The sequence below is a fragment of the Veillonella sp. LMAG:90 genome, assembly GCF_008679445.1.
Classification (GTDB): Bacteria; Bacillota; Negativicutes; order Veillonellales; family Veillonellaceae; genus Veillonella_A.
Genome location: NZ_NAND01000001.1, coordinates 499,587 through 523,929, shown reverse-complemented (window position 1 = coordinate 523,929; position 24,343 = coordinate 499,587). Strand labels below are relative to the sequence as shown.

The following is a 24,343-nucleotide window of genomic DNA, read 5'->3' as shown; positions in this document are numbered from 1 at the left end:
TCGAATTTAATATTGATTAATAAAAATGACTGCAACGAAAATGCTAATTAACATATTCGTTGCAGTCGTTAATTTTGGGAATATTTGAAGCCGTATCACGTAGTTTTGAGGTGACAATATGCAATGGCAATGTGATATTTTAGTTGACTTCAAAATTCATAGAGCTTAATTTTTCAACCTTTTACTTCAACATTCTTGACGTTTTGTCAAAAATCCGCTAAAATAACTAAGTAGTCATGCCGGCATAGCTCAGTTGGTAGAGCGGCTCATTCGTAATGAGTAGGTCGTAGGTTCAAGCCCTATTGTCGGCTCCAGTATTCATAAGAGGTTCTAAGAGTTTTTGATTCTTATAACCTCTCTTTTTTTGCAAGTGTGGTTAAAAACATTTGTACATTGTCTATTAATGTAGATTTTGTAAGGGTTTGTAAGGTATAAAAAATGTGGTAAAACATGTTTTCTAAGACAAAAAGTTATAAATTGTCTGTTGTAAAATTACCACATCTGCAAAAAGTGTGGTAAAAAACATAGTACAATTTAGGATAAACATAGGTTTTACAAGGCTTTCAAGCGATTTCAAAATGTGGTAAAATGCAATTTCTTTGACAAATGTCTTTTTTGTCTTTTCGTATTGCTCTTTTAGTAGCCGAAAGACACATTCTGAAAAGCCTTTTCCATACGTTGAATATTATGTCCGTATGTTTTTAATATCATTGTAGCATCTGTATGCCCTGTTTGCTTTTGCAATGTGTGCAAAGGAATGCCTTGATTTAGACACAAAGAAATGTAAGTATGTCTAATTGAGTGAGCCGTGATGTGCTTTCTAATACCTAGCTTTTTGGCTACATCACTCATATACCGTTTTGAAAAGTTACATTCTTCAATAGGTGCCATATATTTTGCATTATACAATACATATTTACAACCATGAGAGTTTTCTTTTGCTTGCTTTAAGAGTTTTACAAGTTGTTCATTTGGTGGAACATAAATAAGTCTATTGCTATTTTGGTTCTTTGTTTCTTTGGTGCCTTTACCTATTTCAGTTTCGCCCCACGCTTTAGTGATATAAACTTCTATTGAGTTATCCTCTTTGTACTCTATATCGTTCCATGTAAGGGCTTGCATTTCTTGTGGTCGCATTCCTGTATGGAAGAATAGGTGTATTGCGTGTTCTAAGCGGTGTCCTTTGTAGTAATCATAAAAGAGTTGCAGTTCTTCCATTGTCAAAGCATCTTTCTTTTGAGTACCTCTACCTTTGTCTTTTGGATAGTCTATATCTTGACTTGCATTGAAAGACACAAAGCCTTTTTTCCTAAGATAATCTAAGTACATATTCAATAGCACTCTTGACTTTGTAATGTTCGCTTTTAGACTGTCTGCAAAGTCCTGTACTAACTCTTTCGTTAAGTCCTTAATTAGCGTATTTTTGAAGAATGGTACTATCTTTGTATTGTAGATACTCAAATAATCTTTTCTTGTCTTTTCTTCAATGTCTTTAGACAAAATATATTCTTTCATGCTATCACAAAGGAATAAAGGTGTTTCTTTGGGCTTTCCTTTTCCGTGTCTAGTTGTTTCCGCTCCTAGTTTCAAGTACTTACCATTGTTCCGCTCTTTGATAACCTTTAGTCTTTCTCTATCCGCTTGTGCTTTTGTCTTAAAATGTATCTTGTTCTTATACTTTACCTCGTTCCCTTCTGCATCAATAAACAATACTAAATCTCGAATGTGAAAATAAGTTTTGCCTTTAGGCTTATAAGAATAACCATTTGATAGTGTAGTCATTTGTGGGTAGCTCCCTTCTTGACTACCTACATCAAATTTACTCTTGACTGTATCATACACATATGGATAGTATTTGTAAAGGAATATTTGAAGGTCTTGCACATTTAGTATAGTCGGCGTTTGGTCTAACACATGACTTTTAAGAATACCCCTATTTACCGCATCATGAAGTTTATTATTGATTGTTGTCGGTGTCTTATTGCACATTGTCGCAATGTCTTTCACTTTGTAATACATAATTGTTACCCCTTTTTCAAGACAAAAAAATACCCCTTTGTAGGGGCGTAAAGACAAAAAAAAGACACCTTCTGCAAGGAGTTGCAAGTAGACACAAATTAGTATTATTTCTTTAGGGTTTCAAATGGTTTCCCTACTGTTCTATGTGTCTGCTATTAGTTGCAGTTGGTGTCTTATGTTTAATTGTTGGTGACACATGATAACTCATAGACTACCCTTATAAACTCGTATAGGTAGTCTATGAGTTATCATGTGTTTACAAGGGGGTTTCAAGGGGGACTGTAGGTACCCCTTAACAAGACTAAAGGCGTTCCTTTGGCTCTCTGATTGTGTATCATAGAACGGCTTTAGGCTTGCCAACGGTACACGTTAAGACAATAATTAGTCTTGTCTAAGGCTTTCTTATAGTGTCATACCGTTATATAAAACGATTCTGTATTGTGTCTGTAGTAATGTATAGTGTACTTTGGTACCCCTATGGGGTGAATGAGAAATTTTAGTATGATATATATCTGTTCACAAATTTTTTACCAATTTTATCCTTTGGTCTATTCTTTGAATTGCAGTATAAATCCTTTAGTATGCTAAAGGATACTCCACCAGTTAGAAAAGACAAAGACTATTTATGTTCTTTCTCTTTTGGTCTGTACCTTATGACACCTATAGTATTAGGTATTCTTTAGTTCTTTTTCTCTTTTGGTCTGTACCTTATGACACCTATAGTATTCAGTAGTATTCCCTTTGTCAGTCTAAAGGAATACTCATGGTTGGAGAACATGAGGGTACTTTAGTATGCTAAAGGACATCTCACCAGTTGGTAAATAAGGAATACTTAAGTATACCTATAGTATCTATTAGTTAACTTATAGTTAACCTTTAGCTCTCATGTATATATACCTTTAGTTTTTCTTTTGTTTTCCCTTATCTCCAATTAGTGTGCCAATTAAAAGCGGTATTAAGTGTTCCAATTAGCGTTATCAAAAACTTTATTTTGCTTTTTGTTTTTCTTTATGTAAAAATATTGTCTATTCTTTCAGTGTCTATAAGGGTTTATGAGTGTTTCCCTCATCAAAGACACAAATAAAAAAAGGCGTACCTTATGCACTCTCATTAAAGAATACATAAAGTACGCCTGTAAGGGTATCTATTGGTCTTGCATGGATATAGACTTTCTGACAATAAACAAAGGGTGTCTAAGGGTTCAGACACAAAGTATTTCCATGATGCGGTCTTTATTCCATATATCAAGTTTAAGATGCTATAGGGCACGTTTAATTGACTTTTAGAGTGTCTAAAGTGTTCCCCTATGGGTTTTATACCTAAAGACAAATAAGTATCGTAAAAAGGCTCTTTATTTGTGTCTAATGTTCAGACTTTCAATTTAAGGTCTAAACTGGCAACGTGGAGCCACTTTTTAAGGTGCTTAATAATTCCCCTATGGTTTTATACCTAAAGAAAAATAAAAATCGTAAAAACGCACTGTGAGCATACTAAAAAATAAATTGTGCACAATTGAATTAAAAAAAATGGACACAAAGAGTTTTATTCAAAGGGGTAACATGAATGTTTCTTTGTGTCCATTAAAGGGGTCTATCTTATTGTACGTTCTTTAGATTCATAGAACGCCTGTATAGTTGTTTCGTCTATATTGTACTGAAAGAGTTCTCTTTGGTATACTATTGGTCTATCTCTAAAAGCCTTTTGAAGCGGTGCTATGGCTCTTTCTTCTATGGTATCTAAAGTCATTTCTAATACGCTTTCAAGTTGCTGTATCTCTGTATCATTTAATGCAATGCCCCACGGTAGCAAGGCTGCAATGTCACAAGTGTCTTTATCTGTATCAATCTGCATTGCCTTTTCATATTTCACAAGGTCGGATAATGGAATAAAGACAAGTTTTTTATTTGTGCTGTTTGCAGTAGTTTTCATAATTAATAATTCCCTTCATACTTTAATGATTTCATATTGAGTAATAAGGGTAAATTTCTGTAGGTAGCCTTTTCAAAATTTATTAAAATTACCACATTTTTACCACACTTTTTATTTTAGACACCGCATCAAGCCAATGTTTATAAGGGTTTACTATCTCATTCGTAATGAGTAGGTCGTAGGTTCAAGTCCTATTGTCGGCTCCATTATTTTTAAAATTTAGAGGAATATTTCAAATTGCTGATAAATACAGTAATCATAAGCATTTGTGATTCTGTTCAGTGATTTGAAATATTTCTCTTTTTTTCTTATTCACAGGAAGCACTCCCATTTTTTCGCCCATTATTTTTGCCCATTAGAGTATTAAGCTCTAGTGGGCAAAATAACACTATGATTCAAACTTACGTTTTCTATAATTTTCCTTAACATCGCCCACAGAAAGCCAGCCATTGATTTCAAATAAGCCCTCTTCCATCTCGATTAATTTCATCAGTCGTTTTTTCTGTATTTCTTTATATTCTTCTGATTCTATCTGCTTCATAATCTAACCTTCTAATTAACGGACGCCATATATTCCTTACACAAACAATCGCAAGGAAGCATATGGCGTCTTTTCTATTCGTATTCTATTTGATACTTTCCTTTTCACAAAACTACTTTATAATTCTTACCAGCCTCGGCCGGCACCACCGCCACCGCCGGATCCGCCGCCAAAACCACCGCCGCGACCGCTGCCGCCGCCGAAGCCCCCACGACCTCCTCCGCCGCCACCGCCGCGGAAGATAAACATGGTAAGCAGCATCCGGGTAAGTTCCCCGCCAAAGAAAATGGCATCAACCATGAGGAACAAAATAATCCCTCCGCCGATGAGCAACACCTGCCACCATGACAGTTCAATGGTATTGTCAGGTTGTGCCTGTTGATTCACATTTTGGCTTTGTTTACTAATATCCGGATCTACGATTTGAGCCGTTTGCCAGACCGTTCTTACAATGCCCGGTCCAAATTGCCCCTGACGAAAACTCGGGATGGCATAGGTGTCCAATAGTTGCCCGATTTTAGCATCGTTTAAGACCCCTTCCAAACCGCAACCTACGGTGAGAAAGATTTTCTTATCTTCCATCGCCACGGCTAGCACGAATCCATCATCTTTGCCGCTGTGTCCGACGCCCCAACCACGCAATACGTTTAGCGCGTAATCAGCGGGAGCCACATCACCGAATGAAGGCACTACGACAACGGCCAGTTGCCCTTTACCAGAACGATCAAGCATGGTGCCGATGGCATTAATAGTTTGTACTTCTTTGCTCGACAGTACGTTTACCTGGTCGACCACATATTGACCGGCCGGTGGTTTAGCCGGAATATCTGCTGCGTGAACCGCCAGTGCTTGTAAGGCGATGATGGCGGTAAGCAGCAACATCACGACAACTTTCCAAAGGCTGTTTTTACGCATTATCCAAGCCATCAAGCCCTCCTAACCAATCTTTTTTTACAAAACAAAGTTCGTTGCCACAATCCTATGAAAATAAGTATATGGATTTACGGTTAGAACTCCACTTTAGGAGCGGATTGAGCCGCTTGGTCTGCCTGGAAATACGCTTTTGGTTGGAAGCCTAACATCCCCGCATAGATGGATGTAGGGAATGTACGTACTTTAGCATTATATGCATTAACTACATCATTATAATCTTTACGTGCTACGGCAATGCGGTTTTCAGTGCCTGCCAATTCATCCTGCAAAGCGCGGAAATTCTGGTCCGCTTTTAAGTTCGGATAGTTTTCCGTAATCATGAGTAAACGGCTCAAAGCGCTGGATAATTCACCGTCAGCCTGAGACATTTCTTCTACCGTACGGGCTCCGCCCAGTTTAGCACGGGCATCGGAAACGGCTTGAATGGCCGCCTGTTCATGAGACGCATAACCTTTAACAGTGCTTACCAAGTTCGGGATTAAATCGTTACGACGCTGTAACTGCGTTTGAACCTGTGCCAACTTGTTGTTTACACCTTCATCCATGCCTACCAAACCGTTATAGCCGCTTACTACCCAAGCACCGATAGCAATGACAACAGCAATTAAAATTAACCAAGTTTTTTTCATGAGTATCCTCCTTACAAAAAAAGTCTGCGTGAGCCCATGGTTGAGCCGCGCAGACATACATACATTAACTTATAAAAAGTCGTTTTTCCAAAGTAGCAGGCCTACAATGAACGTAACCACCGCGGCAATACCGATTACAAAAGGAAACCCTTCGGCACCCGATTCAGCCCATGGAACGGGTACGTTAACGCCCCACAAACTGAAAATCAAGGTCGGTACGGATAAGATAATCGTTACACCGGCCAAGAGTTTCATCACTAAGTTCAAGTTATTGGAAATAATGGAAGTAAAGGCGTTCATCATATTCATGAGAATATTTGAATACATCTCAACCATTTCAATAGCCTGCTTGTTTTCGATAATAACGTCTTCCAATAAATCTTCGTCTTCTTCATACATTTTAAGCAAATGACGGACATCTTCATGACTACGGAGGCGCAAAATACGCTCCATTACGGTGCCGTTTGTTTTCAAAGCGGACGTAAAATAGGTCATGGATTTCTGTAATTCCAACAGTTGGAAAAAGTCCTTATTTTTAGTCGTATGACGCAATTGAATTTCAATGTCGTCCGTACGGCGGTTAATTTGTTGCAAATAACGCAAGAACAAAGTCGCTGTGCGATACATTATCTGGAACAAGAAACGTGTTTTTTTAAAGGTATAAAACGTAGCAACTTGATTGTTTATAAACGGATATAACACATCCGATTCTTCAAGACACACGGTGATGAAGAAATCAGGTGTCAAAAATATACCGAGCGGCACTGTATCATAGCTGTCGCTACCGCGCAATGCCGGAATATTGATAACAACAAAAATGTAATTTTCTTCAATTTCCACGTGCGAACGTTCTTCCGTATCCAAAGCTGTTTTCAAAACGTCCGTAGGGATTTCCGTCATAATATTGACGAGCGATAGCTCATCGGGGTCCGGATTCACCAAATTAATCCACGAGCCCTTACCCGCATCGGCTACCGTTAAGTCCGATACAAGCTCGCCTTCGTCATGTGTATATACCGTGAGCATACGCCACCTCCCATTCATTAGCTTATACTTCATCATATCCAACAAAGAAGAGGTTCGTCAAGTGTTGAATCGGGTAATTTATAAGAAAAAATCGCTCTTGAAAGAACCTGACTGTTTTGTCTTTTCCCAAGAGCGATTTTACCGTATGAGGCGTTCATCAACGCATTCTAAACGTTTTTGAAAACCTTATTATTTTTTATATAAAATACGAATGGAGTTTAAAATGCAGAGAATGGAAACACCCGTATCGGCGAATACGGCCACCCACATATTGGCAAAGCCGAAGAGCCCCATAATCATAACGAGGATTTTAACCCCTAACGCTACGACTACGTTCTGCCATGCAATAGAAATCGTGTTTGAGGAAATGCGAATTGATTCAACTACAGCGCTGATACTGGGACGCATATACACTACATCGGCTGCTTCAATGGCCGCATCGGCACCGCTGCCCATGGCACCGCCCACGTCGGCACCGGCCAATACAGGGGCGTCATTGATACCGTCACCTACGAACATGGTGGAACCGTATGTTTCACGAAGTTCTTTCATAACACTTAATTTATCTACCGGCAATAATTCGGCACGAACGTCATCAATACCGGCTTCTTTCGCCATGTACCGGGCACCCGCTTGAGTGTCACCGGTCAGCATAATCGTGCGCAAACCGCGTTTGGCAAGTTCTGCCACAGCTGATTTAGTATCTTCTTTCAAAGCATCGGCAATCAAGATTGTGCCTGCATATTGACCGTCAAGGGCTACCAATACTTCGCTACCGTAATCGGCAGGTTCACCGTAACCTGTAATTTGTAATTCGTTGAATAAACGACGATTACCAACGGCTACTTTAACACCATTTACCACACCGGTCATACCACGACCGGACAATTCTTCGAGATCAACAACTTCTGCTAACTGAACATTGCGTTTTTTAGCTTCATTGGCAATACTTACCGCTACCGGATGAGAGGAACGTACTTCTAAGGCCGCTGCCTTAGCCAATATGTCTACTTCGTCAAAACCTTCAGCTGTTGTAATAGACTGTACCGCAAATTCGCCGGTAGTCAAGGTACCTGTTTTATCCATAGCAATCGCTTTAATATTACGCAATGCTTCCATGGACAAACCGCCTTTAAAAAGGATGCCCGTTCTGGACCCGCGACCGATGCCGGAGAAGAAAGCGAGCGGTACGCTGAGTACCAATGCACATGGACAACTGATAACCAAGAATGTTAAAGCGGTATATACCCAGTAATTCCAGTTACCGGTAATTAAGGATGGGATTACGGCTACCAAAGCGGCTAACAATACTACGGTTGGGGTATACACGCGAGCAAAACGCGTAATAAAACGGTCGATACGAGGTTTGGTAGCGGCTGCATTTTCAACAGCATCAAGCACACGCGTAACCATAGAGTCTTTTAATTCTTTATCAACGCGCATCAAGATGCGGCCACTCTGATTGATACAGCCGGATAAAATTTCACTGCCCGGTTTGACTTGTACCGGAACCGGTTCACCCGTAACCGGCGCTGTATCGATACGTGTAGTCCCTTCAATTACGGTACCGTCGAGCGGAATACGTTCGCCGGCTATTACTTCGATAGTCTGACCGATGCGAACTTCTTCAGGGCTTACTACTTTGGACTGACCTGCTTCATCTACCAAGCGAACTTGTTCCGGACGCATATCGATAGCATCCATAATAGCGCTACGACTTCTGGCCGTTGCTTTTTCTTCAAAATAGGTACCGATACGATAGAAGAGCATAACCCCTACCGCTTCCGGCATTTCTCCGATAATTACGGCCCCCAAAGTGGCCACACTCATGAGAAAGTTTTCATCAAAAACTTGGCCGGAACCGATGTTTTTAATAGCATTCCATAAAACACCCCAACCAAGTAATAAGTAGGTCGCAAGAAGTACACCAAAGGCAATGTCTTCCGGAATGCCGTCTACAAAGGAGTATACGAGCATCACCACAACCCCGATAATAATGCTTACCAGACCGCCGCCGTGAGCATGGTCATGGTCGTGATGATCATGAGCCCCCTTAGTTTTACGTTCGTAGAGCTGTACTTCTACACCATCTTCAATAGAATCACAAACACCTTGAATTTCGGTAATCAAATCATTGGTGTCGGGAACTGTGGACGTAATTCGCAATTGTTGCGTCCCTACGGAAAACGATGCAGCACTTACTGTTTCCATTTTTTTAATCTTGTCTTCGATCTTGGCCGCACAATTCGCACATGTTAAATTTTTAAGTAATAAAATGCGTTCCATTGCTGTTTCTCACCTCTACTATATACGTATGCCACTTACACTAAATACTTACACTATTCCTGCGGTTAGCTTTTACGGCTAACACTACTCTAAATACCCGGATTTTTAACTGTAAAAATCTGTTCCGCAAACATATGAACAACTATTCATATGTTTCTATAATTTAATTATAGATTCTTTCATCAGCCTTGTCAATATAAAAATACCGGCTATAACAATTAGATATATGTAGCAATCAGCATAAAGAAGAATATATGAGAGACTATTCCTACTATTTTTAGATAAAACAAAAAAACACAGCTATAAAAGCCGTGTTTTAACGTGTAACTACTTTTTTGTTGGAATGCAAGTATATGTTACATTATACAGCTGAGCGGATCCGCCCTTACGGTCGGGCGGTCCCTCAGTTATATATATCATTAGATTGGAACGGATACTACTATCCGTTTAGCTGACTAATACTAATTAGTCTTCTTGACGATAAGGTTCTTGACCGATTTTGTAGAAGTCGTTACCTTCGCTATCGATAACTACGATGCAAGGGAAATCTTCAACAGTCAATTCAGCCAAAGCTTCAGGACCTAAGTCACCGTAAGCAATAACTTTGTAGTCTTTAATGGATTTAGCAATTAAGGAAGCGGCGCCGCCAACTGCTGCGAAGTAAGTTACACCATTTTTCTTCATGGATTCAACAACTTCTTTGGAGCGGGAACCTTTACCTACCATGCCTTTGATACCCTGATCAAGCATTGTTGGGGTGTAAGCGTCCATACGACCGGAAGTTGTAGGGCCGGCTGCACCGATTGGGTCGCCTGGTTTTGCAGGGGATGGTCCAAGATAGTAAACGATTTTGTCGTGCCAATCGATAGGAAGTTCTTCGCCACGTGCCAATGCTTCAGTCATAACTTTATGAGCAGCATCACGAGCGCTGTAGATTTTACCGGTAATCAATACACTGTCGCCGGCTCTTAATGTTCTGGACACTTCTTCAGTTAAAGGTGTCGTAATATGGATTGTTTTTGATTCAGCCATTGTTATCTTCCTCCCCTTGAATTAAAGAATTTCTTCGGCATGACGGCTTGCATGGCAGCAAATTGTCACGGCTACAGGAAGACCGGCAATATGGGTAGCGGCCCATTCGATGTTAACTGCTAATGCTGTAGTGGTACCACCAAGCTGAGGTCCGATACCTGTTTTGTTGATCATTTCCAACAATTCTTCTTCTAATTTAGCATATTCAGGCATATCGTTGCGTTTTTTAGTAGAACGAAGCAATGCTTTTTTAGAAAGTAATGCTGCATAGTCCATAGTACCGCCGATACCAACACCAAGAACCATTGGAGGGCATGGGTTAGGGCCGGCTTTTTTAACGATTTCCATAACGGCATTTTTAACGCCTTCAACGCCATCAGCAGGTACCAACATTTTTACGCCGGATTTATTTTCGGAACCGAAACCTTTAAGTTCCATGTCGATTTTAACTTTGTCGCCAGGAACGATGCTTGTATAAATGATACAAGGAGTGTTGTTACCGGTGTTTTTACGGTTAAATAAAGGTTCTGCCACTACGGATTTACGTAAGTAACCTTCTACATAACCTTTAGCAACGCCGTCTTGAACAGCTTGCTGTAAGTCGCCACCTTCGAAGTGAACGTCCTGACCTACTTCCAAGAATACGATGGTGTAACCGGTATCCTGGCAGATAGGGCGATCTTCTTCACGAGCGATTTCGGCATTTTTAATGATTTGGTCTAATACAACACAACCAACCGGAGATTTTTCTGTTTCACGACCGGCTTTTAAACCTTCATATACGTCTTGTGGTAAATAGTAAGCCGCATTTTTACACATTTGGGCTACTGTTTCCGTCACTTTTGCTACGTCGATAGTACGCAAAGTAATCCCTCCTCAACTTAAAACGAGATTTTCTGATGACTTAATCATAGCACACATCAAGAGGGCTTTCAAACGCGGTCTATGCAGTTTAATCAAGTATTTATGTCTATTGAGAACTTTTCGCAAAATATCAATTATTGCGATTCTAATCGCACTTCGTTGACAATCGATATACTAAAAGTACACTTGTTTTGTCATATTCAGGTATTAATATGCATAGAATATACATTCAAAAGCGCTCTAAAAATCCCATCCGCGGAAACATTAGTCTTTTATATACCCCCTCTTCTAAATCAATGCATAAACCTTTATATTTTTGTGTTAAGCACATTCGTTTTTTCTGTACACACTTCCAATTCAGAAGATAACTTTTTGTGGTAAATACGCATCTTACCATTAATTTTTCTAAAAACTCAAGTCCTGCAATTTGAACCAAAGTCTCTTTTTAATGATAATAATTACCAATTATATATTTTATTTTCTAATTTTTGACGCTCAACAAACAAAAAATCCGAACAATCCAACCCATTTTTTTACGTTTTACGGACACCTATTCACAATCGGTATAGCCTATTCACTAAATTAATCATTAACTTCATAAAAAAGAGGCCTCCACACACGGAGACCTCTGATTGTATTTTACTATATATAACTATATATGTAATACGCTATTACAAGCATCTACTAGCGACAGTAATACGCTATTACACCCATCTACTAGCGACGGCGATACACGATGGCACTGCGCCACAAGTAAAGGAACGGGAAGCTCAGGCAATGCACCAAACGGCTGAACGGGAAGATAAAGCAAACCGCCATCCATGAGAACATGTGAACCTTAAACATCATCGGAATATTCAGCATCAATTCCGGTTTCGGCTGCATAATGAGCAAGCTGCGGAACCAAGGTCCGATGTATTCACGATAGTTAAAAGCACCGTCGGCGTTGAGCATGGTACCGGCAAAACCCGTCAAAATGGTAAGACCCAAGAACAAGAAGAGCCACACGTCCATTGACGATGTATTGACTTTCATGTACACCGATGTAAAACGGCGTTTCATAAGGAGTAAGAAGCCTACCACCAATAAAATCCCCGCTACCCCACCGATGTATAGCGCCCCCATGTGATAGAGATGCTCGTCAATGCCAAACATTTCCGTCACTTCCTGCGGCACCAAGATGCCTCCTACATGCCCCAAGAACACGAGGAGTAAAGCAAAATGGAATAAAGGACCGGCAATGCGAAGCTGTTTTTTCTCCAAAAACTCACTGGATTTCGTGGTCCATGTCCGTTCCGACACGGTGTAACGAACGGCCGAACCGAATACTAAAAAGGTAAACGCAAGATAGGGCAAGGCGACCCAAACAAATTCACTCATCCTAAAGTTCCCTCCCAACGTTCTACAATTTGTAATACTACATCAAGCACGAAAGCATGCACCTGCTTACCGTCAATAAGTCGTTGACGAAGCGTTGCCAAGGCTTCTTTGCCATGTTGTAAAATCTCCAACGCTTCCACAGGTTCTAAAGTACTGCACAGCTCGAGGATGGCCGGCACATAATCCGGCAACTCGCGAGCAATGTCATAACCGTGTTTTTGAAAAAAAGCTTTATATTCCAATAACTCCGACGCCTGTTCTTCCGCATTAGTGGCATCATAGGACGTCAAATACATATTGGTATTACTGCTGAAATCAAAGACGCGCACATATTCGTCCTCGTATTCGCGTGCCTGTTCACTACTGATATAATCAAGCACCGCCCCGAGACTTTCTTTTAAGGGGCTATCCGGCCAAGCACGCCACGCCGCTTGCACGTCCGTCAAAGCTTCACGCCACTCGGCCGAAGGATAGCTCAATAAATAGGCACTCAATTGCAAAGCTTCCTTATCCAAGGCAGTTTGATCCGACAAAACTTGACCCTCCGCCATTTGATTCAGCTTTGTTTGATTTGCAGTTTGATTTTTTGTTTCCATAGAGTTACTCATGGCCACCTCCGGCACAACCGTTACAACCGGAAGCACTCGGAGCGGAACCGCTGCAACCACCGAAGGCACAATCGCTGAAACCACCTACGCCTTGATGCAAGCGTTTTTCTTCCTGCGTTGCATTGACGCCGGCCGGAATGCGATAACGATCGCGGTATTTGGCAATGCCAAGCAAACGATACATATCATAGAGCGTGTGCTCACCATATTTAGTATCAAATTCAGTTGTTGCTTCACCGCGGGTACGCTGCTGCATGTAACGGCGCAAATCAAGCAAGGTATTAAGCACACGGCGGATAACATCTTCATTGCCGGCAGAGAAAATCTGTGCCAAATAAGCTACCGGAATACGCATTGCTTCCGCTTCAGGGAAATGTACCGACGCCGCATCTTTATGTAAAATCGGGCTCATTGGCGGCACATACCATACCATCGGTACCGTACGATATTCTGCATGAAGCGGCAACGCAATTTGCCATTCTTTAATGAGGCGGAATACGGGCGATTCTTTAGCCGCTTTAATCCAGTTGTCAGGGATGCCCTGTTCTTTAGCCGCTTTCGCTACGGCCGGATCATGCGGGTCAAGCAACACATCAAGCATATTATCATAAATCTCTTGCGGATTTTCCGTCGATGCCACCGCTTCCACTTTATCCATATCGTAGAGTAACACGCCTACATAGCGCATGCGACCGACGCAGGTATCGGCACAAATCTGCGGCAATCCGTTTTCCAAACGAGGGTAACAGAATACGCATTTTTCAGCCTTATTGGTCTGCCAGTTATAATAAATCTTTTTATACGGACAAGCAGGCACACAATGACGCCAACCGCGACACACATCTTGCGAGATGAGGACTACGCCGTCTTCGTCACGTTTGTAGATGGCGCCGGACGGACAAGCCGCCACACAGGCCGGATTCAAGCAGTGATTGCAAAGGCGCGGCAAGTATTTCATAAAAATATCGTGGAAATCAAGGGCGATGTTTTGGCCTATTTTTTGAAGGTTCACATCGGCACGGGCCGTATTACCGCCGGCTAAATCATCTTCCCAGTTAGGGCCCCATTCGATTTCCATTTTTTCCTTCGTAATCAAAGAGCGGGGACGCGCCACCGGCTGATTGTTTTTACGTTTGGAATGAATCAAGGTTTCATAATCATAGGTCCATGGCTCGAAATAGTCTTTCAGCTCAGGCTGTTCCGGATGGAAAAAGAGTTTCATCAGACGGTTGCCCTTAGAGCCCGTAGCGAGCTGCAGTTTACCATCTTTTAGAATCCAGCCACCCTTCCAACGGTTCTGGTCTTCCCAATGTTTCGGATAGCCGATGCCCGGTTTTGTTTCCACATTGTTAAAATACATGTACTCCGCACCTTCGCGGTTGGTCCACGTGTTTTTACAAGTAATCGAGCAAGTATGACAACCGATACATTTATCTAAATTCATGACCATCGAAATTTGTGCTTTAATCTTCAAGCCAATCAACCTCCTTCATCTTACGCACTACCACAAGCATGTCGCGCTGATTACCGGTAGGTCCGTAATAGTTAAACCCATAACTCAATTGTCCGTAGCCCCCAATCATATGGGTCGGTTTCATGTGAATACGTGTCGGCGTATTGTGTGTACCGCCACGACCGCCCGTGAGCGAGGTGCCCGGCACGTTGATGTGACGATCCTGCGCATGGTGCATGTAAACGAGGCCGCGCGGAATACGCGGTGTTACTACGGCACGGGAGGCCACCACACCATTGCTGTTATATAATTCAATCCAATCATTGTCGGCCACGCCGATTTCGTTGGCATCATCTTCGTTGAGCCATACGGATTGGCCGCCGCGGAACAAGGTCAACATATGCGGCGTATCAAAGTACATACTGTGAATACTCCACTTGTTGTGCGGCGTTAAGTATTTAAGTGTAATTTCCGGAATGCCGTCATTCGGCAAGCTTTCACGCATTGGTGCATACGCCAAAATCGGTTTGAAAGTAGCCATCTGTTCGCCCCATTCCGCCATGATGTCATGGTCGAGGAAGTAGGACTGACGGCCCGTAATCGTGCGGAACGGCATGAGGAGTTCCACATTATTCGTAAACGGCGTGTAACGGCGATTATCTTTACCATTACCCGTGAAAATCGGGGTGCTGATAACGAGGCGCGGTTGCGCTACGATATCTTCAAAGGTAATCTGTTCACCGCTGCGACCGCCCGTCATTTTGGTTAAGTCTTTAAGACCGGTCAATTCTTCCGCCTTCGCCCAGCTCTTATGCGCTACGGCGCCATTCGTTGCGGACGACATGGTCAAAACGGCCTGACAAGCTTGGTAGGCATCTTCAATAGATGGGCAACCGGCCCCTACGTCATCAGTTGTGGAAATCACATGACCGGCTCCGTCGGTAGCCCCTTCAGGAGCGGTAGAACCTTGCGCACGACTGCGAATCACACCGTTACGCGCTTTCAGCTCTTCGTATTGTTCAGCGATGTTAACGGCAATACCGTGAGCACCTACTGTGCCGTCAGCCAAGTTTGGCCCTAAGGCACGTTGTTTTTCAAAAATACGCGTATAATCGCGTTCCACTTCGACGAGCTGCGGCATCGTTTTGCCCGGAATCGGTTCACATTCACCGCGGCTCCAATCTTTCACAAGACCGCCCGGCTGAGCAAGTTCCGCTTCCGAGTCGTGTCCTAACGGTGTCGCTACGATATCACGGTATACCGGCATATTTACTTCTTTAGCCAATTTGGAAACGGCCTGGCCTAAGGTAAGGAAAATATCCCAGTCCGTTTTAGCTTCCCAACCCGGATCTACGGCCGGCTGGAACGGATGCACGAACGGATGCATGTCGGTAGAAGATAAGTCGGTTTTTTCATACCAGGTGGCGGTAGGCAACACAATATCCGAATAGAGGGCGGAACCGGCCATACGGAAATCGAGGTCAATGAGCAAATCGAGTTTACCCTTACCCGCTTCTTCACGCCATTTAATCTCGGTCGGTTTAACAGCCGGCGTATCCGATTCGAGGAGGCCGTCTTTCGTACCGAGTAAATGTTTCATAAAGTATTCGTGGCCCTTAGAGGACGACGTAATCAGGTTGGCACGCCATACAATGAGGTTGCGCGGGAAGTTTTCCGGTGCATCCGGATCCTGTACGGCAAATTCCAACTCTTTATTTTTAAGCTGCTGCGCTACGAAATTCTTTACATCGCCAAATTCAGTGTAACCCGCCTTAGCAGCATTTTTATAAATATCGGCACTGCTTGTTTTAAACGTCGGATAGGACGGCAACCAACCCAAGCGGGCCGCCAATACATTGTAGTCGCCTACATGGCGATAACGCGGCTCTACGAGAGCAGACGTTAAATCATTGGTGTCCATTTCGTCGCTGCGCCATTGGTCGGTAGCGAAGTAGAAGAAGGACGTACCGTTTTGCAAACGCGGTACCGGCTGCCAGTCTTTTGCCGTCATGATAGCGCCCCAACCTTCGGCAGGACGTAGTTTTTCCTGACCTACATAGTGAGCCCAACCGCCGCCGTTTTTACCTTCGCAAGCACAGAAGAGCACAAGATTCAATACGGCACGATAAATAATGTCCGCATGGAACCAGTGGTTGATACCGCCGCCCATGATGATGAGGGAGCGACCTTTGGTAGCAATGGCATTGTCCGCAAATTCGCGCGCCGTGTGAATCACCATGTCCGGTTTGATACCGGTATATTTTTCCTGCCAAGCCGGCGTGAACGGTGTATCGCTTTCATAGTCGGCATTCACTTCGCCGCCGAGGCCGCGGTCAACGCCGTAGTTGGCTAAGAGTAAGTCGTAAACAGTGGTCACATATACTTCACCGTCAGCCGTCTTCATGCGTTTAACAGGCACGCGACGGGATAAGGTAGCCGTATTGTCCAAATGACCGAAGAACGGTAAGGTTACGGTTTTTAAATCATCCTTTTCATCAATGAAAGATAATTTAGGACTGATAGGTTCGCCGGTTTCACTATTTTCGAGTTTTAAATTCCATTTTGTTTTGTCACCCCAGCGATGGCCCATCTGGCCGTTAGGAATAACTAATTTGTCACTCTTTTCATCGAGCACATAATATTTAAATTCGCTATGTTGCGACAAATCGCCCATGTCTTTGGCCGTCAAGAAATGACCGGCCGTGAACTTGCCGTCTTTTTCATCCAAACGAACGAGGAATGGGAAGTCCGTATAACGTTTGGCGTAGTCGAGGAACATCGGCGTCTGGTTGTCGACGTAGTATTCTTTTAAAATAACATGACCCATGGCCATGGCGAGCGCCGCATCAGAGCCGGCTTTTACATTGAGCCATGTATCGGCGGCCGTGGTAGATTCCGCGTAGTCCGGTGAAACGGAAAAAACTTTGGTGCCTTTGTAGCGAACTTCGGTGAGGAAGTGAGCATCCGGCGTACGGGTTTGCGGTACGTTAGAACCCCAAGTAATGATGTAACCGGCATTGTACCAATCACTACTTTCCGGCACGTCGGTCTGTTCGCCCCATACCTGCGGGCTGGCCGGCGGCAAATCGGCATACCAGTCATAGAAGCTGAGGCAAGCACCGCCCATGAGATTCATGAAACGGGCACCGGCGGCATAACTTAGCATGGACATGGCCGGAATCGGCGAAAAGCCGAAGTTGCGGTCCGGACCGTAGGTCTGCACCGTGTAAAGCATGGAAGCGGCCGCAATTTCAGACGCTTCATCCCAGGTAGAACGGACAAAACCACCCATACCGCGGGCGGACTTATAGCGTTTAGTTTTCTCAGGGTCCGTCACGATAGATTTCCACGCTTCTAACGCGTTCGGATGTTCTTTTTTGGCTTCGCGCCACATATCCGCCAATTCACCGCGAACGTACGGATATTTCACGCGCAACGGGCTGTACATATACCAGGAGAACGAAGCACCACGCGGACAGCCGCGCGGTTCGAAGTCAGGCATATCAGGACTTGTTTCAGGATAATCATGATTCTGATTTTCCCACGTCACGATACCGTTTTTGACAAAAACATTCCAACTGCAGGAACCGGTGCAGTTTACGCCATGCGTGGAGCGCACCACTTTGTCATACGACCAACGGTTACGATACATGGATTCCCAGTCACGGCCGCCTTGATACTCCGCTTGATGACCTGATTCACTTTTATTTTTAGGTATTAGATAGGAAATTTTTTTAAAAAACGTATTCATGCGTTGTCCCTCCTTGTTATCTTCAGAATACCAAAGGAACGTTTTTGGGTGTGTGATTTATATCACATATATCGATAAAATTAATCCAAAGGGACATTTAGTTAAGGAATATATCAAAGTTTTTGATTGGCGATTTTACATATTAAAGTCTTGGCACAATCTACTTATGAGTAATTTTCATGTAGAATCATAAAACCTTGAAAGCTGGTCTTTAGAGGACTAAAATGGCAAAGAAAGGAGTCTTGTTATGAATACGTCAACCATATATAAGCTACATAAGTACCTTAGTATATTTTCATTTCTATTTTTCTTCCTACTCTGCATCACCGGGTTAATTCTCTTATTCAGAGCAGAAATTCAAGGTTCGCATACTATGGGCGCCGCCCCGATGAATATCAACACGCTTTGGGACGGAGCCGATAAAGGCACCGCTCAATTTACACAAAAATATCCCGACAAAGAAATCTTAAATATTTCGCCGGCGATGGGCTCGCATTTATTGAGATATCGTATTATTGACAAAAACAATACTCACGAACCGCGTGCCCGTATGGGGATGGGTGGCGATTATATTATTTATAATCCGCACAGCCAGCGGCTCACGGCTCCGCAAAGCGGCAAGGTTACGGCCACACCGCTTCGTACGACCATGCATATTATCCACGAATTGCATACACGTCTCGCCTTAAACCGCCTTGGCTTATATCTCATTGGCATTATTTCCTTTATTTGCGGTATTGCTGTTGTAAGCGGCGCTTTCCTATATGGGCCGTTTTCAAAAGCAGCTCGCCTACGTAGAGCCAGATTGAAAAGTCAACCTATCGTAACATCTGCTATCGGCTCTACCTGTAGCTTAGCAATTGAAAATAACAATGCGGCTATTGCTCCTAGAATGTTCAAAGAATCTATACGCAATCGCATCAGTAATTTGCATCGTGAACTAATGATGTTAACGGCCATTTTCGGGTTTCTCCTCAGCATTACCGGTACCGGTGTCGCTACGTTCTTCATCTTAAACGACAACTACAATAAAGAAGTTGCTGCCAATGCCAAAATCGAATTAAGTACCGAAAAATCCGATATCTTAACGCCATCGGAAGCCATCGCAAAAGTTCAGTCCCGCTTCCCGGGGCAACTGTTAATCTCCATGGATTATCCATCCCGCTTCAATGGTGGTCATTATACATTCTACCTTGGTCGTGAAAATGACGATGATCCGGCTTTATTCTTAGGTCAGCCGGTATATGCCAATATTTATGAAAACGCACAAAAAGATCATTTCTATTCGCAGCCGATTCCATGGTATTTTACCGGTTTAACTACGCTTATTAACTTGCACATTCACAATCATAATACGATAGCTCTTAAAATCGTATGGGCTATCTGGATGGTTATCTTAAGTGTGGCTTCCTTATTCGGTGCTTTATTGACGTTCCAACGGTGGAGGAAGTGGAACAGCTGGACTAAAACGCCCATTGCTACTGCTACTATTATGCCAGAAGCAAATCAAGGTCGCACTTGGACCCGTCCAATCGTGTGGGGCGGACTGACTTTAATTGGCATGTTTATACCACTCACGGGGATTCCGCATCATAACGAAATTGCTTTAATAGCTTTAATCTTGCCACTTATTGATATGGTGTATGTCTTGGCTAAAAAATAACGCTGACCCCTTCATATATAGTATGACTTTCCCTTTATTTTCTTCCAAAAACGACAAGAGAGCGACGAATTATTCGTTCGCTCTCTTGTCTTTAACGCTAGTCTGAGTATTACACTATTTTAATTTCGTAATACTAATCGATTTTCAATTTATACGTATAGAGTCTAAACCTTTAAGTCAATGAATCGGCCGGCGCCAAAATTTTAAAATGATTTTTTTCAAATTCAATTAAACCGTCATCCTGCATACGCGATAATTCCCTGGTCAACGCACTGCGGTCCACACAGAGATACTCGCTGAGCGCTACACGCCCTAGGGGTACATCAAATTCCATGCTGCCCCAAACCTTGGCCATATAAGAAAAATAAGCCATCAGCTTATCGCGTAAGTTACGCTTAGACACGATTTCCAGCTTTTGCAAAATTCGCACATTCTTATCGGCCACAAGAGTCATAATATTCTGTACCAATTGACGATACGCCCCCAAATCATTAGCCGACAAGGATAATAATTTATCGAACGGAATATACAAAGCGGTCACATCGGAAGCGGCATAAAAATTAACCAGCGAGACCTGATTCGAACTGCACGCAAAGGATTCACCGAACAAATCGCCGCGATTCATAAACACCAAAATCGACCGATTACCCCAAATATCTTCACTCATCATGTGAACCGTGCCTTTCAGAATCACGCTCACACAAGGCACCTCTTCATCGGCCAGCGTAATATAACCGCCTTTTTTAATTTTCTTCGTAAAAGCGCCCACCGTTTGCAACAGTGTTTTGAAATCCGCTTCATCAATATCGCGAAACGCGCGCAAGTCTTTTACCATATCAAACGTATACTTCATACGTAGCACCTCAGTTATAATCTATCGTTAAAACGCCCTTTCCCTAAAGCATTATCTATTCTATTATAGCACACTATATATCTAAAGTTATATATTTAGTGCCACATATAGGCTTAAATGCAAGTATTCTACAAATTGCACAATTTTCATCTTGAATTCCACCTTACAAAGACATGATTAATTTGATTTGAGTTTTTTAAAAAACATCCTTTTTCACAGAATCTTACTTTTCAGTGATATTTGTCACATACAAAATCGAATATTTTTCCTATACTCCAATTAGACACGCTTTATGACCATGACTGTATCCTGAAATAAATCAACTTGCTACAGCCTTATATAAAGCCAAAATTGTCATGTTGATAATAGCCGTTATCTATATCGAGCGAGTAGATACCGACTGATTTTCACATTACTGTAACAAAGGAGTGTAAGCATGTCAGCAACAACTGCCGCCCCAAAACTTAGTCGCCGCGAAATCCTGGCACAATGGAATCCGGACAACGAACAGTTTTGGAATCAATATGGTAAAAAAATCGCGAATCAAAACTTAATCGTTTCTACAATCGCTTTGACCCTTTCCTTCTGTGTATGGACATTATGGTCAACGATTGCCGTAAAGCTTAATGCCATCGGCTTTCATTTTACCGATGAGCAGCTCTTCACCTTGGCAGCCATGCCGGGTCTCGTAGGCGCTACGGGCCGACTCATTTATACCTATATGCCGGGCATTCTGGGTGGGCGTAACTGGACATTCGTCGCAACAGCCTTCCTCTTAATTCCGCTTTGGGGGCTCGCCGAGGCATTACAAGATCCGACAACCTCGTATGAAACATTTTTCATCTATGTGGCCTTACTCGGTATTGCAGGTGCCAACTTCTCCTCGTCCATGGCCAACATCGGTCACTTTTTCCCACGTTCAAAACGAGGCACAGCCCTCGGAATTAACGCCGGTATCGGTAACTTGGGCGTTTCCATTATCTTCTTGATGGCGCCGATTGTTATGGGCATGACCGTTTTTGCCCCACTCGTAGGGTCGCCGCAAACCTTGAACGATGGCACTATTATCTTCTTACAAAATACCTGCTATGTGGGTATTATTCAAATTCTCATCACCTTGGGTCTCATCGTAAAATACATGGACAACTTGCCATTACCAAAACAGAGTCCCGCTTCCATGATGAGTATTTTCACCAATAAACACACCTGGCTCATGACCTGGATTTATACCTGCGGCTTCGGTTCCTTCATCGGTTTCTCCGTCGCTTTGAGCCTCTTGGTAAATAAAGAATTCCCTGAAATTCCGTTCGCTTACGGTGCGTTTCTTGGCCCGTTCATCGGCGCCGGCATTCGTCCCGTAGGCGGTTGGTTGGCCGATAAAATCAATAGCGGCACCAAAATTACCATGCTTTCCTTAATTGGCATGTTCTTTGCCGCTATCGTTATCATGATTGGTATTAACAGCCATAACTTCTTACTTTTCTTTGCCGCCTTCCTGTTCTTGTTCTTCATGACAGGCTTTGAAACGGGCGCATCCTTCCGCATGATTCCGTACATTTTTACGGACGGCATGCAATCTTCGTTAGTAACGGGGTTTACCGCAGCCATGGGCGCTTACGGGGCCTTCTTCATTCCGAAAGTTTTCGGTTGGGCCTACAGCACTTATGAATCGGTAATGCCTGCGTTCTATATAATTTTAGCCTTCATCGCCGTGACCATAGTCATCACCTATTGGTTCTATGCCCGCAAGGGTTCCGGCATGAAGTGTTAATCTCCTATACCTTTAAACTTTGTACTTCCAAAAAAAGAGTAGCCTGACGACAGATGTATGTAGTGACCCCAAAAAGTTAGACTTTTATTTCCGAGAAGCCTGAATAGGTTTCTCGGAATTTTTTATGCTACTGTATTCTTTAAGCGATACTTTACCGGACTTAGCCAATTCAACTTCTCTTTTATTCGTTTTTCATTGTAATAGAGTATATATTGAGTAAGTGCTGTTTCTAATTCCTTGTAGCTATGAAATGTTTTTCCATAATACATTTCTTGCTTCAAAATTGAAAAGAAGTTTTCCATAGGCGAATTGTCATAGCAATTTCCTTTTCTGGACATACTCTGGAAGATATTATTATTCTTTAAGAGCCTTTGATATTCTTTCATTTGATACGCCCAGCCTTGATCAGAGTGAAATGTTCGTCTATATTTAGCATCCTCTGTTATTTTAATAGCTTTTCTTTGTGCCATTAAAATACCAGATGCTGAAGGTGCCGGTGAAATACTGAAACTTAGTATTTCAAGATTATATAGGTCCATAAATGGATCTAAATACAATTTTCTTGTTATTAATTCTCCATCAGCTCCCACCTCATAATACTTGAATTCAGTTGTATCTGTTGTGATCTTTTGATGGGGGTATATACATTCAAATTTACGGTGAATTCGATTGGGAGCAACCGTACCTTTTTTGCCTTTGTAGGAGTTGTATTTTCTGCTTTTGCGAGAATATGTAGTAATTTGAAGTTTAAACTTTTTAATGATACGCTGCAGTTTCTTTTTATTAATTACTATCCCTTTAAGTTTTAATAAGGGTAATAACCGTCTATATCCATAATTGGGATTGGTTTTTCGAATCTCTTCAATTTCTATTTTTATTGCTAAATCTGGATCTTCACGAGTGAACCTCTTTTGCCAATACATATAAGTAGCCTTAGGAAAATTTAATGCCGCAAGAATCTCCTTTAATGTGAACTCTCTTCGGAGGCCGTTGATGATTCTTGCGATTTTTTCATTTCTCGAGCTTCCTCGAGTCGCAGCCTCCTCAGTTCTTTTAAATAGGCATTCTCTATTTGAGCATAGCGCAATTGTTTTTCCAGTTCTAAAATTCGTTGTTGCTCAGGTGTTAATTTAGATAGTTCTTTTTGACTAATACGTATAGGTTTCTTAGGCTTGGATTGCTTAGTCTCAGATTTCTTCATAGTGGGTGGCCGTCCTTTAGGTCGTTCAACAAAGGCATTTACACCATCTTTTATATACTCTGATTTCCATCGAGCAATTAATGTTGGATTATTAATTCCGTACTGTAAAGCTATTTGTTGATAAGATAAGATACTTGTTAAGTACAACTCTACCACAGATTGCTTAAACTCAGAAGTATATTTAGTCTTAGATTTTCTTTCTTTAAGTCCTTCCACACCAAATGCTTGATAATTTTTTATCCATCTTTTGACCTGAGAATATGATTTGACTCCATATTTTTTTGCTAGAGTTCTGCCACCGCCTTCTCCATTTAAATATGCTGTAACAACTTTTAGCTTAAATTTAAAACTATATTTTGACATGAAAAAACCGACCTCCTTAAAATTAGATTTTTAGGTCTAAC

General features: G+C 42.3%; 17 protein-coding genes and 2 tRNA genes. 4 read left to right on the top strand and 15 right to left on the bottom strand.

The window, feature by feature from the left end; all coding sequences use genetic code 11:
- Positions 1-238 precede the first annotated feature (238 nt).
- Positions 239-314, top strand: a tRNA-Thr gene (locus CCC71_RS02250).
- 322 nt (positions 315-636) lie between these two features.
- Here the strand turns inward: CCC71_RS02250 and CCC71_RS02245 are convergent.
- A complete protein-coding gene (locus tag CCC71_RS02245) occupies positions 637-2,019 on the bottom strand; it encodes a tyrosine-type recombinase/integrase (RefSeq protein WP_296332761.1) in 1,383 nt (460 codons plus the stop codon).
- 1,590 nt (positions 2,020-3,609) lie between these two features.
- Positions 3,610-3,948 (bottom strand): hypothetical protein, encoded by a 339-nt coding sequence (locus CCC71_RS02240; RefSeq protein ID WP_295247107.1) that lies wholly within the window; start codon positions 3,946-3,948, stop codon positions 3,610-3,612.
- A 132-nt stretch (positions 3,949-4,080) separates the two neighbouring features.
- On the opposite strand from CCC71_RS02240, the gene CCC71_RS02235 reads away from it, so the two are divergent.
- Positions 4,081-4,154 (top strand) — tRNA-Thr (locus tag CCC71_RS02235).
- Positions 4,155-4,336: 182 nt separating this feature from the next.
- Here the strand turns inward: CCC71_RS02235 and CCC71_RS02230 are convergent.
- The 11 genes from CCC71_RS02230 to CCC71_RS02180 all read right to left on the bottom strand — a co-directional run bounded on the left by CCC71_RS02230 (position 4,337) and on the right by CCC71_RS02180 (position 18,451).
- Positions 4,337-4,489: a hypothetical protein gene (locus CCC71_RS02230; RefSeq protein ID WP_164726529.1), complete on the bottom strand. Its 153-nt coding sequence runs from the start codon at positions 4,487-4,489 to the stop codon at positions 4,337-4,339.
- Between the two features lie 126 nt (positions 4,490-4,615).
- Positions 4,616-5,416 carry a TPM domain-containing protein gene (locus CCC71_RS02225; protein ID WP_127058012.1) on the bottom strand — a complete coding sequence of 267 codons (801 nt, stop codon included), beginning with the start codon at positions 5,414-5,416 and terminating at the stop codon, positions 4,616-4,618.
- Positions 5,417-5,496: 80 nt separating this feature from the next.
- Positions 5,497-6,051, bottom strand: a complete 555-nt coding sequence (locus CCC71_RS02220; RefSeq protein WP_021841513.1) for a LemA family protein — start codon at positions 6,049-6,051, stop codon at positions 5,497-5,499.
- A gap of 69 nt (positions 6,052-6,120) precedes the next feature.
- On the bottom strand, positions 6,121-7,077 hold the full coding sequence (locus CCC71_RS02215) for a magnesium transporter CorA family protein (protein WP_021841514.1): 957 nt from the start codon (positions 7,075-7,077) through the stop codon (positions 6,121-6,123).
- 189 nt (positions 7,078-7,266) lie between these two features.
- Positions 7,267-9,363 (bottom strand): heavy metal translocating P-type ATPase, encoded by a 2,097-nt coding sequence (locus tag CCC71_RS02210; protein ID WP_247240120.1) that lies wholly within the window; start codon positions 9,361-9,363, stop codon positions 7,267-7,269.
- 465 nt (positions 9,364-9,828) lie between these two features.
- Positions 9,829-10,395, bottom strand: coding sequence for a Fe-S-containing hydro-lyase (locus CCC71_RS02205; protein ID WP_006555916.1), 567 nt, complete (start codon positions 10,393-10,395; stop codon positions 9,829-9,831).
- Between the two features lie 21 nt (positions 10,396-10,416).
- The gene (locus tag CCC71_RS02200; protein ID WP_021841516.1) at positions 10,417-11,259 is read right to left on the bottom strand and encodes a fumarate hydratase; all 843 of its coding nucleotides are present in this window, start codon (positions 11,257-11,259) and stop codon (positions 10,417-10,419) included.
- A 717-nt stretch (positions 11,260-11,976) separates the two neighbouring features.
- Positions 11,977-12,639, bottom strand: coding sequence for a respiratory nitrate reductase subunit gamma (narI, locus tag CCC71_RS02195; protein ID WP_021841517.1), 663 nt, complete (start codon positions 12,637-12,639; stop codon positions 11,977-11,979).
- Positions 12,636-13,235 carry a nitrate reductase molybdenum cofactor assembly chaperone gene (narJ, locus tag CCC71_RS02190; RefSeq protein WP_226974323.1) on the bottom strand — a complete coding sequence of 200 codons (600 nt, stop codon included), beginning with the start codon at positions 13,233-13,235 and terminating at the stop codon, positions 12,636-12,638. The genes narI and narJ overlap by 4 nt, the downstream gene beginning before the upstream one ends.
- Before the next feature lie 4 nt (positions 13,236-13,239).
- The gene (gene narH, locus CCC71_RS02185; protein ID WP_226974322.1) at positions 13,240-14,721 is read right to left on the bottom strand and encodes a nitrate reductase subunit beta; all 1,482 of its coding nucleotides are present in this window, start codon (positions 14,719-14,721) and stop codon (positions 13,240-13,242) included.
- Positions 14,711-18,451, bottom strand: coding sequence for a nitrate reductase subunit alpha (locus tag CCC71_RS02180; RefSeq protein WP_295247108.1), 3,741 nt, complete (start codon positions 18,449-18,451; stop codon positions 14,711-14,713). Before CCC71_RS02180 ends, narH begins: the two co-directional genes overlap by 11 nt.
- Before the next feature lie 247 nt (positions 18,452-18,698).
- Here CCC71_RS02180 and CCC71_RS02175 point away from each other — a divergent pair, with 247 nt between their 5' ends.
- Positions 18,699-20,114 (top strand): PepSY-associated TM helix domain-containing protein, encoded by a 1,416-nt coding sequence (locus tag CCC71_RS02175; RefSeq protein WP_296332754.1) that lies wholly within the window; start codon positions 18,699-18,701, stop codon positions 20,112-20,114.
- 172 nt (positions 20,115-20,286) lie between these two features.
- Here CCC71_RS02175 and CCC71_RS02170 read toward each other — a convergent pair whose 3' ends face one another.
- Positions 20,287-20,967, bottom strand: coding sequence for a Crp/Fnr family transcriptional regulator (locus CCC71_RS02170; protein WP_021841522.1), 681 nt, complete (start codon positions 20,965-20,967; stop codon positions 20,287-20,289).
- A gap of 436 nt (positions 20,968-21,403) precedes the next feature.
- Here CCC71_RS02170 and CCC71_RS02165 point away from each other — a divergent pair, with 436 nt between their 5' ends.
- Positions 21,404-22,738, top strand: coding sequence for an MFS transporter (locus CCC71_RS02165; protein ID WP_021841523.1), 1,335 nt, complete (start codon positions 21,404-21,406; stop codon positions 22,736-22,738).
- 122 nt (positions 22,739-22,860) lie between these two features.
- Here the strand turns inward: CCC71_RS02165 and CCC71_RS02160 are convergent.
- Positions 22,861-24,302, bottom strand: a protein-coding gene (locus CCC71_RS02160; protein WP_295245739.1) for an IS3 family transposase whose coding sequence is annotated in 2 segments (ribosomal slippage) — positions 22,861-23,795 and positions 23,795-24,302 — 1,443 coding nt in all. Because the reading frame shifts where the segments join, the coding sequence is not laid out codon by codon here.
- Between the last annotated feature and the right edge of the window lie 41 nt (positions 24,303-24,343).

What these genes read in the sequence shown, in the direction of transcription:
- CCC71_RS02245 (WP_296332761.1), bottom strand. Translation starts at nt 2,019, where the DNA reads ATGTATTACAAAGTGAAAGACATTGCGACAATGTGCAATAAGACACCG.
- CCC71_RS02240 (WP_295247107.1), bottom strand. Translation starts at nt 3,948, where the DNA reads ATGAAAACTACTGCAAACAGCACAAATAAAAAACTTGTCTTTATTCCA.
- CCC71_RS02230 (WP_164726529.1), bottom strand. Translation starts at nt 4,489, where the DNA reads ATGAAGCAGATAGAATCAGAAGAATATAAAGAAATACAGAAAAAACGA.
- CCC71_RS02225 (WP_127058012.1), bottom strand. Translation starts at nt 5,416, where the DNA reads ATGGCTTGGATAATGCGTAAAAACAGCCTTTGGAAAGTTGTCGTGATG.
- CCC71_RS02220 (WP_021841513.1), bottom strand. Translation starts at nt 6,051, where the DNA reads ATGAAAAAAACTTGGTTAATTTTAATTGCTGTTGTCATTGCTATCGGT.
- CCC71_RS02215 (WP_021841514.1), bottom strand. Translation starts at nt 7,077, where the DNA reads ATGCTCACGGTATATACACATGACGAAGGCGAGCTTGTATCGGACTTA.
- CCC71_RS02210 (WP_247240120.1), bottom strand. Translation starts at nt 9,363, where the DNA reads ATGGAACGCATTTTATTACTTAAAAATTTAACATGTGCGAATTGTGCG.
- CCC71_RS02205 (WP_006555916.1), bottom strand. Translation starts at nt 10,395, where the DNA reads ATGGCTGAATCAAAAACAATCCATATTACGACACCTTTAACTGAAGAA.
- narI (WP_021841517.1), bottom strand. Translation starts at nt 12,639, where the DNA reads ATGAGTGAATTTGTTTGGGTCGCCTTGCCCTATCTTGCGTTTACCTTT.
- narJ (WP_226974323.1), bottom strand. Translation starts at nt 13,235, where the DNA reads ATGGAAACAAAAAATCAAACTGCAAATCAAACAAAGCTGAATCAAATG.
- CCC71_RS02180 (WP_295247108.1), bottom strand. Translation starts at nt 18,451, where the DNA reads ATGAATACGTTTTTTAAAAAAATTTCCTATCTAATACCTAAAAATAAA.
- CCC71_RS02175 (WP_296332754.1), top strand. Translation starts at nt 18,699, where the DNA reads ATGAATACGTCAACCATATATAAGCTACATAAGTACCTTAGTATATTT.
- CCC71_RS02170 (WP_021841522.1), bottom strand. Translation starts at nt 20,967, where the DNA reads ATGAAGTATACGTTTGATATGGTAAAAGACTTGCGCGCGTTTCGCGAT.
- CCC71_RS02165 (WP_021841523.1), top strand. Translation starts at nt 21,404, where the DNA reads ATGTCAGCAACAACTGCCGCCCCAAAACTTAGTCGCCGCGAAATCCTG.